The sequence below is a fragment of the Providencia sp. PROV003 genome, from assembly GCF_045040775.1.
GTDB lineage: Bacteria > Pseudomonadota > Gammaproteobacteria > Enterobacterales > Enterobacteriaceae > Providencia > Providencia huashanensis.
Genome location: NZ_CP096369.1, coordinates 3,982,375 through 3,994,722 on the forward strand (window position 1 = coordinate 3,982,375; position 12,348 = coordinate 3,994,722).

11 protein-coding genes are annotated in these 12,348 nt (G+C 40.4%); 7 read left to right on the forward strand and 4 right to left on the reverse strand.

Annotated features, from left to right (window positions below):
* The first annotated feature begins 215 nt into the window (after positions 1-215).
* A complete protein-coding gene (gene dps, locus M1F14_RS18275) occupies positions 216-719 on the forward strand; it encodes a DNA starvation/stationary phase protection protein Dps (RefSeq protein WP_042846588.1) in 504 nt (167 codons plus the stop codon).
* Positions 720-867: 148 nt separating this feature from the next.
* Here the strand turns inward: dps and dinG are convergent, their stop codons facing one another.
* The gene (gene dinG / locus M1F14_RS18280; protein WP_042846589.1) at positions 868-2,976 is read right to left on the reverse strand and encodes an ATP-dependent DNA helicase DinG; all 2,109 of its coding nucleotides are present in this window, start codon (positions 2,974-2,976) and stop codon (positions 868-870) included.
* Positions 2,977-3,225: 249 nt separating this feature from the next.
* On the opposite strand from dinG, the gene M1F14_RS18285 reads away from it, so the two are divergent.
* Both M1F14_RS18285 and sseA read left to right on the forward strand, forming a co-directional pair.
* Positions 3,226-3,387, forward strand: a complete 162-nt coding sequence (locus tag M1F14_RS18285; RefSeq protein ID WP_164975526.1) for a hypothetical protein — start codon at positions 3,226-3,228, stop codon at positions 3,385-3,387.
* 37 nt (positions 3,388-3,424) lie between these two features.
* On the forward strand, positions 3,425-4,264 hold the full coding sequence (sseA, locus tag M1F14_RS18290) for a 3-mercaptopyruvate sulfurtransferase (protein ID WP_042846590.1): 840 nt from the start codon (positions 3,425-3,427) through the stop codon (positions 4,262-4,264).
* A 91-nt stretch (positions 4,265-4,355) separates the two neighbouring features.
* On the opposite strand, the gene M1F14_RS18295 is transcribed toward sseA, so the two are convergent.
* The 3 genes from M1F14_RS18295 to rhlE all read right to left on the reverse strand — a co-directional run bounded on the left by M1F14_RS18295 (position 4,356) and on the right by rhlE (position 7,331).
* Complete coding sequence (locus M1F14_RS18295) at positions 4,356-4,604, reverse strand: GlsB/YeaQ/YmgE family stress response membrane protein (RefSeq protein WP_042846591.1); 249 nt, start codon at positions 4,602-4,604, stop codon at positions 4,356-4,358.
* Positions 4,605-4,762: 158 nt separating this feature from the next.
* Positions 4,763-5,704: a tRNA dihydrouridine(16) synthase DusC gene (gene dusC / locus M1F14_RS18300; RefSeq protein WP_048606503.1), complete on the reverse strand. Its 942-nt coding sequence runs from the start codon at positions 5,702-5,704 to the stop codon at positions 4,763-4,765.
* Between the two features lie 301 nt (positions 5,705-6,005).
* Positions 6,006-7,331 carry an ATP-dependent RNA helicase RhlE gene (gene rhlE / locus M1F14_RS18305; RefSeq protein WP_042846593.1) on the reverse strand — a complete coding sequence of 442 codons (1,326 nt, stop codon included), beginning with the start codon at positions 7,329-7,331 and terminating at the stop codon, positions 6,006-6,008.
* Between the two features lie 283 nt (positions 7,332-7,614).
* Here rhlE and cecR point away from each other — a divergent pair, with 283 nt between their 5' ends.
* The 4 genes from cecR (at position 7,615) to M1F14_RS18325 (ending at position 12,345) form a co-directional block, all read left to right on the forward strand.
* Positions 7,615-8,313, forward strand: coding sequence for a transcriptional regulator CecR (gene cecR, locus M1F14_RS18310; RefSeq protein WP_173424819.1), 699 nt, complete (start codon positions 7,615-7,617; stop codon positions 8,311-8,313).
* A 151-nt stretch (positions 8,314-8,464) separates the two neighbouring features.
* Complete coding sequence (hlyD, locus tag M1F14_RS18315; RefSeq protein ID WP_181469149.1) at positions 8,465-9,460, forward strand: secretion protein HlyD; 996 nt, start codon at positions 8,465-8,467, stop codon at positions 9,458-9,460.
* A gap of 9 nt (positions 9,461-9,469) precedes the next feature.
* Positions 9,470-11,209, forward strand: a complete 1,740-nt coding sequence (locus M1F14_RS18320; protein WP_048606502.1) for an ATP-binding cassette domain-containing protein — start codon at positions 9,470-9,472, stop codon at positions 11,207-11,209.
* Positions 11,206-12,345 (forward strand): ABC transporter permease, encoded by a 1,140-nt coding sequence (locus tag M1F14_RS18325; protein ID WP_042846597.1) that lies wholly within the window; start codon positions 11,206-11,208, stop codon positions 12,343-12,345. The genes M1F14_RS18320 and M1F14_RS18325 overlap by 4 nt, the downstream gene beginning before the upstream one ends.
* Positions 12,346-12,348: the final 3 nt, after the last annotated feature.

A 12,348-nucleotide genomic window follows, 5' to 3' on the forward strand; every position in this document is an offset into this window, starting at 1 on the left:
GTTATTTTTATTTTAATATTTAAATATTCATTACTTACATCTATAGCACTTATTGCAAAAAACAATTAATCCTCAACATCCACAATGAATTAAAGCATATCGGATAGACCTATTAAATTAATCGTTTATTACGCTATGACAAATACACTTTAATATTTTATATTTATTAGCAGATGAGGTTATTAAACAAATTCATATTTAAGAGAGGATGAATCATGAGCACAGCTAAATTATTTAAAGCATCTTCAACTGAACTTTTATATACCCGTAATGATATGGAAGATAGCGTAAAATTGGAAACCATTGGTATCCTTAATGTTATGGTAGTCCATTTTACCGATCTCTCTTTGATGACTAAACAAGCACATTGGAATATGCGTGGTCGTAACTTTATTGCAGTTCATGAAATGTTAGACGGCTTTAGGTCAACCCTTGTGGAACACTTAGATGAATTTGCTGAGCGTGCTGTCCAATTAGGTGGCGTAGCAATCGGTACAACCCAAGAGGTTAATCGTTTTACCTCTTTAGAGGCTTACCCTATCAATATTCACAGTGTACAAGACCACTTAAAAGCCTTAGCTGATCGCTATGCTGTTGTGGCAAATGATATCCGTAAAGCCATTGATGAAGTCGAAGATGAAGACACCGCTGATATGTTTACCGCAGCTTCCCGTGATATGGATAAATTCCTTTGGTTCTTAGAAGCAAATATTGAGTAATGTCGTACCCTAGAGTCAATTTTAATTGACCGAAGGCCACAGCAATGTGGCCTTTTATTTTTGCTTAAAAACCAATATTTACTACTTTTATATCACCATTGATATTTTTCTAAAATAGACCAATAGCGATATAAACCGAATGACTTCCCTATGGTTTTTCAGGCATTTTAGGATGCTCAATAGGGAATACAGGCAAAGCATTTAATAAACGCTTTCCATAATTTTTTGTCAGTAAGCGTTTATCATAAATAATTATTTCACCATAACATTCATGACTACGAATTAGCCGACCTGCCTGTTGGATTAAATTAAATGAAGCACTTGGTAAACTTTGTACTTCAAAAGGGTAACGTTTCAATGACTTTAGCCAGTCACCTTCTGTAATAATCACAGGGTTTGTTACCGGAGGAAATGCAATCTTATGAATATGGACTTGGGTAAGATACTCACCTTTTAAATCTAACCCTTCCGCAAAAGATTGCAAACCAACCAAAGCACTGGATAGCCCTTGGTTAATTCTTTCACAATGTGTTTCGACTAACCGATAGCGAGGCTGATCCCCTTGAACTAAAAGCTGTAACCGTAGGTCTTTAACATGCTCAAGGAACCCTTCCATTGCACGTTGGCTGCTAAACAATACCAAGACCCCACGGTGAGTATCTTTTATAAACTGCTCACGGAAAAATGCCGCCATTTCAGCTAAATGCTGAGCTTCATTATGAATAGTTGGCTCATATTCCATTTGAGGAATAATAATTTTCCCTTGCTCAATATGATTAAAAGGCGAAGAAAGGGTGACAAAACGATCATCATTTTTTTCTGATAGCCCTGTCAGTTCCATAAAACGTGAATAACTGTTTAGAGACCTAAGCGTTGCCGAAGTAATCACAATATGTGGCACATTTCGCCACAGTAAATGTTGCAATTGCTCGCTAACGCGGATCCCCGCGCAATGCATAAAGACGCGTGATTGGTTTTTTTCATAGCGCCGACTTAGCCATTTAGATATTGGCGCCCCTGAGCTTTGGTCTAAGGCTGCCAAACGCCAAAGCTTTGCCATATTTTCAAAATAACCCATAGCCCGACTAGTTGTTAAAATAGAGCGATGTAAGCGAACAATGTCTTGCTTTGCCGTTTGTTCAGTTAAATCGTTTAATATCGCTTCTGCTAACCCTTTTAGAGCATCCGTTTGCTTAAAGAGCATTTGGCAACTTAACTGCATTGGCTCTGGTAGTACCCCTAGAGGAAATAAATATTCATTCTCTTTCGACGTTTCAGGTAGTAAAGCATTCGCTAACATAGAAAAATCACGAAATGACTCTCGTAATTTTTCAGCATGTTGTTGTAGCCGCTCCGGATTAGCTAATTTTGGCGGCTTTACTGGCCGAAACTGCCCCATATATTGCCCTACATGATGAATAAAATTATCAAGCTGAGCAGTTAATTGAACTAACGTAATTTCACCTTCAACTTCAAGGGCATCCCTTGCGACATCAGGAACATGGTGCCCTTCATCAAGTACTAGTAATAATTTTTTAGGGTCAGGTAGCACCGACTCGCTTTCCATCGCCGCCATCACTAATGCATGGTTTGCAACCACAACATCTGCATCTTCAATTTCCCGTCTAGCAATAAAAAATGGACAGCGCTGGTAAAATTGGCAATTTCGGCCTAAACAATTCATTTTATCTGTGCTGACTTTACGCCATAAGTTATCACTGAAAGAGCGCTTATGGTGGTCCCTTAGGCCATCCCATGCAAAACTTTGGAAATCATGGCTAAGCTGTTGGCAGATAGCCCGCTCTTCGCTATTTGCGACCTCTGTTTTATCTTCCACTAATAGCATTAAGTCAATTTGCTCGCCTTCTGCCGCACAGATTGCGGCTAAATTGCGAGGGCAAACGTAACGTGCTCGGCCAAATGCGCCAGTGTATTTCAAATCAGGAATAATTTTGCTCAATAACGGCAAATCTTTGCTATAAATCTGGTCTTGCAGCGCCACATTTGCCGTACTGACGACTAGCGTTTTACCTTCGGCTCTTCCCACTGCAATACCGGGTATTAAATAAGACAGCGTTTTCCCCACCCCTGTCGGCGCCTCAATAACAAGGTGGCGACCGTCATCATCTGCCAAATTTTTTGCTACTTCCGCTATCATCTGACGTTGTGGTGCTCGGGGAATAAACCCATCAATTTGTGATGACAGCCCCTTATACCACTGGGTTATTTGTTCTTTAATTTTATTCGACAGGGACATAAGTTATGCAGATGACCAAAGTTAAGATAAAAGATAATGAATCTGAAAACAGAAGGGAACGCCAAAACAATTTGTTTGCCAAGCGCTTCGCAAAACTACTGTATTAAACACCATTATACATAAAAATTGGGAAGCCTTTTGCAAAACACCAACTCATACGCAGAAAAAGCAGCTTTTAACTTGTTTGCAACACTCATCCAGTTATACTTTGTGTTCTTATTACTACTATGATTACGCAGGCCACAGAAAATGAAAAAGGTTGTTATCGCACTTTGCGCATTATGTGCTTTTGGCTCAGTAGGCGGCATTGTTTTAGCTGGCATGAATATTTACACTCGTTCAACGACACCTATTGAACAGGGGCAACAACAATCCCCCTCAGTATTACCAGCACCTAATCAAGTGCAATAATTTAGAGTCATTTATCAAACCAGCATGGAGATAGCTTATGTACAACGACTATTTTGTAACCCCTCAATGGTTAAACGCACATCTGTTTGATGGCAATATCATTGTACTTGATGCCTCATCTCCCCCACCAACCGCTCCTTATGACTGCCGTCAACGTTATCTAGAAGAACACATTCCTAACGCTCAGTTTTTTCATCAAGATGAAATCGCCGATAAATCCTGTGACTTACCTCATATGCTACCAAGCGCTGAAGTATTCAGCCACGCCGTTGGAATGATGGGTATAGGCAATGAGACGCAAGTTATTATTTACTCACAAAATAATTTATTTTCATCGCCTAGAGCATGGTGGACTTTCACCACTATGGGCTGCAATAACGTTAAAATTTTAGCGGGCGGTATCGATGCATGGAAAGCTGCAGGATTTACTGTTCAATCTGGTGAGGTTCCCCCTCCTGAAACTAAAAAATTCACGGCCTCACGTAAAGACAGTAATGCACTGAACCAGCAACAAGTACTTGATATTGTTCATGATGGTAAAATTCAAATTATTGATGCCCGTGCCACTGCTCGCTTTCTAGCTCAAGCACCAGAACCTCGCCCAGGGTTACGTATGGGGCATATTCCCGGCAGCAAAAATGTCCCGTGGGACCTACTGGTTGAAAATGGTATGTTTAAATCCCCAGAACAACTGAAAGCCATTTTTAATGAGCAAGGTGTTGATATTAATGCACCATCAATGACAACATGTGGCTCTGGGATGACCGCAGCTGTAGTGTTGATGGCCCTTACACTTTTGGGTAACCATAATGTACGGTTGTATGATGGTTCATGGGCACAATGGGGGCAGGATAATGGCCTTCCTATAGAGCCATAACTAATCAACCTTTTTCGATACCCCATAAAAGATATAAGCCACTAACTTGTCTGAGTGGCTTATATAATAGATTTTACTAACTAAGAAAGCGTTATTTTACAAATATACCCGCTAAGAACAGCACCACAATTGCCCCGATAACAGCGACAACAAAACTACCAAAGTTGAAGCCGTCAACCTTCCCTTTGCCAAAGAAGGTGCTAATGTACCCACCAACAACCGCACCAACGATCCCTAGCACAGTGGTCATAATAAACCCCATATGGTAAGTACCTGGCATTAGCCACTTAGCTAAGATACCTGCAATTAAACCAAAAATAATCCAAGCAATAACTCCCATCTTACTCCTCCTAGACTAGGTTGTTGCACAGTAATATTCTAAAAATCTTATATAATAGTAGTAAATAAGTTAACTAAACCACTACCATATCAAATAAGTAAAGACCCTATAAGCCAATTTAGCAACTATTAACTCCTGATAATTATTCGTGTTCATCATCAATGGCTAACTATTTCCGTTATGACCTGTGCTATCTGTTGAGCATTTTTTAAAGACCTTACTTGGGAAAATAATTCGTCTGCTTGCCGGTACTCTTTACGTAAATAACCAAGCCATTGCTTGATACGAGCTGCATGGTAATTACCTGTATCCCCTTGTTTTTCTAACTCCGTATATTTTAATAGTAATAACCCAACCTGCTCCCACGGCATTTTTTTATGGTTATGCTTAATCACACGACTCAGGTTCGGGGTGATCAACGCTCCACGCCCAATCATTACTGCATCACAACCTGTAATATTAAGGCAACTCTGAGCACTGGTATAATCCCAAATTTCCCCATTAGCGATAACAGGGATCGTAAGTTTCTGACGAATTTCAGCTATTGCATGCCAATTAATTCGCTCTGCTTTGTAACCATCTTCTTTCGTTCGCCCATGAACAGTTAATTCTGTTGCACCTGCTTGTTGAACCGCATCTGCAATTTCATAAGCAAGGTCACTATTATCCCAGCCAAGACGAACTTTAGCCGAAACCGGTAACGGTTTAGGTACTGCTGCTCTCATCGCTTTGACTGCGTTATAGATTAAATCAGGCTGTTTTAATAATGTTGCTCCACCGCCATGGCCATTCACTGTTTTAGAGGGGCAACCACAATTTAAATCGACACCATATGAACCTAGTTCTATAGCTCTAGCCGCATTTTCAGCTAACCATTGTGGGTGTTGCCCTAATAATTGCACCCGTACTAAAGTCCCAGAAGGAGTTCGGCTTTTATACTTTAGTTCAGGGCATAGGCGATAAAAGGTTTTTGCCGGCAATAAAGTATCAACTATTCGAATAAATTCGGTAATACAAAGGTCATAATCATTAACTTCACTAAGTAAAGTGCGAACTAGAGGATCTAAAACCCCTTCCATCGGAGCTAATAAAACACGCATAAATTACTCACCCAAAAACGCCATAAGGTAAAAAGAAATTTCATACATTTAATTGCCTTAAATAAAGCACCTTTAGAATATTAATATTAACGTGTGACATAAAACTTAACCTAATCAATTGCCGCCTATAATACATTTTCGTTGGTAAATAAGCAGAAGAATTATCATAAGAATGAGCGTCTTAATGGGGAAATGGCAACGAAGAGTTTTAGCGAGGGGAAAGCTATATCAAAATAAGTAGCTCAACCGATGTAATAAACATCGTGCTGAGCCACTTTTTTAATACGACTAGTTAAATCAGTTAACCTTCGTGACGACCTTGTTTAGCTTTTTTCTGTGCATTTTTCCATGGCGAACTCAACGTTTTCCCCGTACTAGGCTTAGCCGTGGATACATTGGTACGACGAGGTTTATTGCTAGAAGCCCCACTCGAACGGCGCTCACCACGTTGTGGTGTTTTTTGAATAGGTTCCGCTTTAATAGAAGGGTCCGGCTCGTAGCCCTCTACAGACATTCTTGGAATCGGCTTTTTAAGTAATTTTTCAATATCTTTAAGCAATTTAGCTTCATCAATACACACTAATGAAACCGCCATACCTGTCGCTTCAGCACGGCCAGTACGACCAATACGATGTACATAATCTTCAGCTACATTAGGCAGCTCAAAATTTACAACATAAGGCAGTTGTTCAATATCTAAGCCTCGTGCTGCAATATCGGTTGCAACTAAGACTCGAATATCCCCCGATTTAAAATCGGCTAAAGCACGTGTACGAGCACCTTGGCTTTTATTACCATGAATAGCCGCAGCCTTAATACCGTCTTTATTCAAATGCTCAGCTAGACGATTAGCCCCATGTTTTGTCCGAGTAAAGACTAAAACTTGTTGCCAATTCTCACGACCAATCATAAAAGAAAGTAATTCCGATTTACGTTTTTTATCAACTAAATGAACATACTGAGTAATTTGTTCAGAAGCTGAATTACGAGGAGCCACTTCAATGGTCACTGGGTTATTCAGTAACTTATTTGCTAACTGCTTAATTTCATCTGAAAAAGTAGCAGAAAACAATAAATTTTGACGTTTTTTAGGTAATTTATTAATAACTCGGCGGATATCATGAATAAACCCCATATCTAACATGCGGTCAGCTTCATCTAACACAAATACTTCTACTTGAGAAAGATCAACCGCATTTTGATGAGCTAAATCTAACAAGCGCCCTGGGGTCGCGATTAAAATATCCACGCCTCCGCGTAACTTCATCATCTGAGGATTAATACTTACACCGCCAAAAACCACAAACGAACGAATACGTAGATGACGACTATACTCTTTTACATTTTCAGCAACTTGTGCCGCAAGCTCCCTTGTTGGCGTCAAAATTAATGCGCGAATTGGCTTACGATTATTCCCAGCACGAGGAGTAGTAACCAGTTTTTGTAAAATTGGCAACGTAAAACCCGCAGTTTTACCGGTGCCTGTTTGTGCGCTGGCTAAAAGGTCGCTTCCTGCAAGCACTGCTGGGATCGCTTGTTGTTGAATTGGCGTTGGGCTTTCATAGCCTAATTCATTAATGGCAAGCAAGATTTCCTCGTTTAATGCGAGGTCTGAAAAAGTAGTCAAATTAAATTACTCCGGGCTTCACCGCTTTCAATAGATTTTGGCAGTTATGGGGGAAGTGAGTCAGAGGAAAAAGCGCAAACTGCCGTGCGACATCACCAAATTCTAACATTATTTGCAGATGATAAATATATTAATTTAGTTTGGTTAATAAATTAATATAAAATCCCCCCTATATAGTATATATACTTACACAATACTATGAGATGTCGTTTTTTGTCCCTTATAAACATAAAAGCCAATTAAGAGCTTGTTGGGTGTTATTTAATTCTGATTTTTAAAAGGAATGTTTATGAATACAGGTTCATCGCAAACTTTGCGGGGAGAAAACGCAAAAACACAACTGCTGCACACAGCTGCTGATGTCTATGGAGAGCAAGGCCTTGATGGCGCAACAACACGGAAAATCGCACAAGCTTCGGGGCAGAATATCGCCGCAATATCTTACTATTTTGGTTCAAAAGAAGGGCTTTACTTAGCCGTTGCCCACCTTATAGCCAAAAATATCAAAGATGATTTCAGTGATGTTTTCTTGGCAATTGATCAATTTTTAGAAAAACCGATAGCAACTCAAAAACCTGAGGATGCTTTAGATTTACTGCAACGGACTGTAATTGCGTATAACTATTTTCAACTCGAAAAGAAAAATTTGAGTTTTTCGCGTATATTAGCGCGCGAACAGCTCAATCCAACTGAAGCATATACCATCATTCATGAACATGCTTTAGGCCCAATACACTCACGATTAAACCGGCTTATCGCCCTCTATATTGGTGCAGACCCCAACCATTTAACGACGCTTATTCACACCCATGCTATTCTTGGTGAAACCCTGTCATTTCGTATTGCACGGGAAACATTGTTACGGCAAACGGGTTGGAAACATATCAATGAAAATGAATTTGAAATTATTAATCAAGTTCTTATTGAGCATACTAATATACTTTTAGCTGGTTTACGTCATCGCAAACAACATGAAAAGTGATATCATTAATTAAAGTGAAATATTCACGTTGATTATCACTAGAGGCTGATGATTTTCGCCGTCTTTCAAACAGAAACCGAGCATCAAAAATCAACAGCCTCTAACACCAATATCCGTTTTTCATATCACAGGCTCTTAAGTAAGGTTAGCTATGAACAATAAAAACCGTTCCGCAGTTGTTCTAATTATTGTCATATTAATCGGTATTGCCGCTGGAGGTTATTACTATTACCAATCTCAGCAAGAGAATACATTGACACTCTATGGTAATGTTGATGTTAGAACCGTTAACCTTAGTTTCCGTGTACCTGGAAAACTGGCGTCTTTAAATGTCGATGAGGGTGCACACGTTGTTGCAGGGGATAAACTAGGTCAACTTGATGATGCCCCTTATATCAACGCATTAAATAAAGCTAAAGGGGTACGTGATAGCGCGAAGGCTCAGTTAGCATTAAAAGAAAGTGGTTACCGTACTCAAGAAATTGCTCAAGTTGAAGCTGAAGTCGCACAGAAACAAGCCGCTTGGCAATATGCGGATAATTTTTATAAGCGCCAGCAAGGGCTAGCAACTTCACGCGTTATTTCAGCCAATGAGCTAGATAATGCAAAAAATAATCGCAATCAAGCTTTTGCCGCACTCCAAGCCGCACAAGATAAACTCAATCAATATCAAAGTGGTTTTCGCCAAGAAGAAATAGCCGCCGCAAGGGGCGAATGGTTGCAGGCTGAAGCTGCTGTTGCACAAGCTGAATTGGACTTACAAGACACTCTTTTAACCGCTCCCTCCACCGGTACAATATTAACTAGGGCTATTGAGCCTGGCACTATCATTAATTCAGGCAATACCGTATTTAGCGTGACACTCACAAACCCTGTTTGGGTCAGAGCCTATGTCAGTGAACCCCACCTTGGTGAGGCAGTACCGGGCAAAGAAGTACTTTTACGTACTGATAGCCGGCCAGATAAACCTTACCACGGTACCATTGGGTTTGTCTCGCCGACCGCCGAATTTACCCCTAAAAGCGTACAGACACCTGATTTAAGAACTGATTTAGTCTATCGGCTACGCATTGTTGTCAATGATGCAGATGAGGCATTACGTCAAGGAATGCCTGTAACCATTCAATTCACTGATCATAAGCAATAAGAGTTTGCAATGAGTGATAATTACAGTATTCACCTAGTCAATGTCGAAAAAACGTTTGTTGGCCTTAGCGCCCCTGCGGTTGAAAGCTTAACAATCGATATTCATGGTGGCTCTGTGACAGGTCTTGTTGGCCCTGATGGCGCAGGTAAAACCACATTAATGCGAATGCTTGCCGGCTTATTAAAACCAGACTCGGGGAAAATTCGAGTTATGGGGCTTGACCCCATTGAAGACAGTATCGCGATGCGTGCAAGTCTTGGTTATATGCCACAAAAATTTGGGCTATATGAAGACTTAACAGTCCAAGAAAATTTGGACTTATATGCTGACCTTAGAGGCATAGTGGGTGAAGAACGCATATCTACTTATCGGCAATTACTTTCTTTTACGAGCCTAGCCCCTTTTACTAAAAGGTTGGCGGGTAAACTTTCTGGCGGAATGAAACAAAAGCTCGGTTTAGCTTGTACATTATTAGGTAAACCTAAAGTGCTGCTATTAGACGAACCGGGGGTTGGTGTAGACCCAATTGCACGACGCGAGTTATGGCAAATGGTGCATACCCTTGCAGATGACGGTATGTTAATCCTTTGGAGCACATCATATTTAGATGAAGCCCAACAATGTAAAAATGTACTGCTTTTAAATAAAGGAAAGCAGCTTTACTCTGGCGCACCTGAAGTATTAACCCAAAAAATGGCTGGGCGTTCCTATTTACTTGATGCCCCTGCTAACCAAAAACGCACAGTGCTACAAAATGCGCTCGTATTACCCGAAACCACCGATGGAGTCATCCAAGGCCGTTATATTCGCCTAATTTTAAAGCCTAACGCATCCCAAGCAAATTTATTAGCAGCTTTAGATATGAGTGATAAAAAGCTGATTGAGGCACAACCCCGCTTTGAAGATGCTTTTATTGATTTGCTTGGTGGAGGGCCATCCCATCGTTCCGAATTAGCGGCTATCGTGCCACAAATACCTGCTAACCCGCAGGAAACTGTTATAGAAGCTCGTAATTTAACAAAAAAATTTGGTCAATTTGCGGCAACAGATAGGGTCAACTTTCAGGTCAAACGAGGGGAAATTTTTGGGTTGTTAGGGCCTAATGGTGCAGGTAAATCGACAACATTTAAAATGATGTGTGCTTTAATGAAGCCAACCGATGGCCAAGCATTGGTACTGGGTATGGACTTAAAAACGAGTTCAAATAAAGTTAGGCAACATCTTGGCTATATGGCTCAAAAATTTTCACTATATGGCAATTTAAAAGTTGGGCAAAACCTAAAGTTTTTCTCTGGTGTTTATGGTTTACATCACAAACAACAATCAAGCAAAATTCAAGAGATGGTCGATGCTTTCAATTTTACTCCCATAATTAATCAGGTCACAGACTCTCTTCCCTTGGGTTACAAGCAACGTTTAGCACTGGCCTGCTCGTTAATGCATGAACCTGATATTTTATTTTTAGATGAACCGACTTCAGGTGTTGACCCGTTAACCCGTAGGGAATTTTGGTTACATATTAATGGTATGGTTGATAAAGGCGTCACTGTCATGGTCACCACACACTTTATGGATGAAGCAGAATACTGCGATAGAATTGGGCTGGTTTATCATGGCAAAATTATTGCTGCGGGTACCCCCGACGAGCTAAAACAGCAAGTTGTGACTAACGATAACCCAGACCCATCGATGGAAGATGCGTTTATTGGTTTGATCAACCGTTATGATAAACAGCAGGAGGCTCAATGACTCAATCAGCTTCCCATTTTTCATGGCGTAGGCTCAAAGCGCTATGTTGGAAAGAAACTAAACAAATTGTCCGTGACCCAAGCAGTGCATTAATCGCTGTTGTTATCCCACTAATGTTATTGTTTATTTTCGGTTATGGTATCAATCTAGATTCAAGTAAATTACGCGTTGGTATTTTGCTTGAGCAGCAAACCCCACAAGCACGTGAATTAGTCGATACCTTTACAGGCTCGCCATTTATTGATGCAACTATTAGTAATAATAGAAACTTTTTGATAGACAAAATGCAAGCTGGTGAGATCCGCGGCATTGTCGTGATCCCTGTTAATTTTTCAGCGCAATTATTGCAAGCACAAGGCCATGCGGCTATCCAAGTTATTACCGATGGTAGTGAGCCAAATACCGCGAATTTTGTGCAAGCATACACCAAAGGTATTTGGCATACATGGCAGATGCAACAAGGGGAAAACCAAGGTAAACCCATTTCCCCCTTGATTGAGGTCGATATGCGTTATTGGTTTAATGAGGCGGCCATTAGTCAGCATTTTATTATCCCAGGGGCAATCAGCATTATCATTACTGTTGTCGGGGCTATTTTAACCTCGCTAGTCATTGCTAGGGAGTGGGAACGTGGCACAATGGAAGCGTTACTTTCTACTCAAATTACTAAAACTGAATTATTACTTTCAAAATTACTGCCATACCAAGTGCTTGGCTCATTTGTGATGGTTTTATGCATGTTTGTCACCACTTTTGTGTTAGGTGTGCCTTATCGAGGTTCATTACTGGTGTTATTTGTGATCACCAGTCTTTATCTTGCAACCGCACTTGGAATGGGCTTATTAATTTCTACCATCACTCGTAATCAATTCAATGCTGCTATGGTGGCTCTAAATGCCGCATTCTTACCTGCAATAATGTTATCTGGTTTTATTTTTGAAATTGATAGCATGCCAGCAATCATTCAGGTAGTGACTTATTTTATCCCTGCTCGCTATTTTGTCAGTAGTTTACAAACACTATTTCTTGCTGGGGATGTCTACCTCGTTTTACTGACCGATTTTCTGTTGTTAATCGCATCAGCCATCTTATTTATTGGCTTAACGGCGCTTAAAACCCGTCGTCGTCTTGATTGAGGT

Excerpts from the sequence above, each read along its gene's own strand:
- cecR (WP_173424819.1), top strand. The coding sequence starts at position 7,615 with ATGTTTATGAATACAGGTTCATCGCAAACTTTGCGGGGAGAAAACGCA.
- M1F14_RS18320 (WP_048606502.1), top strand. The coding sequence starts at position 9,470 with ATGAGTGATAATTACAGTATTCACCTAGTCAATGTCGAAAAAACGTTT.
- M1F14_RS18325 (WP_042846597.1), top strand. The coding sequence starts at position 11,206 with ATGACTCAATCAGCTTCCCATTTTTCATGGCGTAGGCTCAAAGCGCTA.
- hlyD (WP_181469149.1), top strand. The coding sequence starts at position 8,465 with ATGAACAATAAAAACCGTTCCGCAGTTGTTCTAATTATTGTCATATTA.
- dps (WP_042846588.1), top strand. The coding sequence starts at position 216 with ATGAGCACAGCTAAATTATTTAAAGCATCTTCAACTGAACTTTTATAT.
- dusC (WP_048606503.1), bottom strand. The coding sequence starts at position 5,704 with ATGCGTGTTTTATTAGCTCCGATGGAAGGGGTTTTAGATCCTCTAGTT.
- sseA (WP_042846590.1), top strand. The coding sequence starts at position 3,425 with ATGTACAACGACTATTTTGTAACCCCTCAATGGTTAAACGCACATCTG.
- M1F14_RS18285 (WP_164975526.1), top strand. The coding sequence starts at position 3,226 with ATGAAAAAGGTTGTTATCGCACTTTGCGCATTATGTGCTTTTGGCTCA.
- M1F14_RS18295 (WP_042846591.1), bottom strand. The coding sequence starts at position 4,604 with ATGGGAGTTATTGCTTGGATTATTTTTGGTTTAATTGCAGGTATCTTA.
- dinG (WP_042846589.1), bottom strand. The coding sequence starts at position 2,976 with ATGTCCCTGTCGAATAAAATTAAAGAACAAATAACCCAGTGGTATAAG.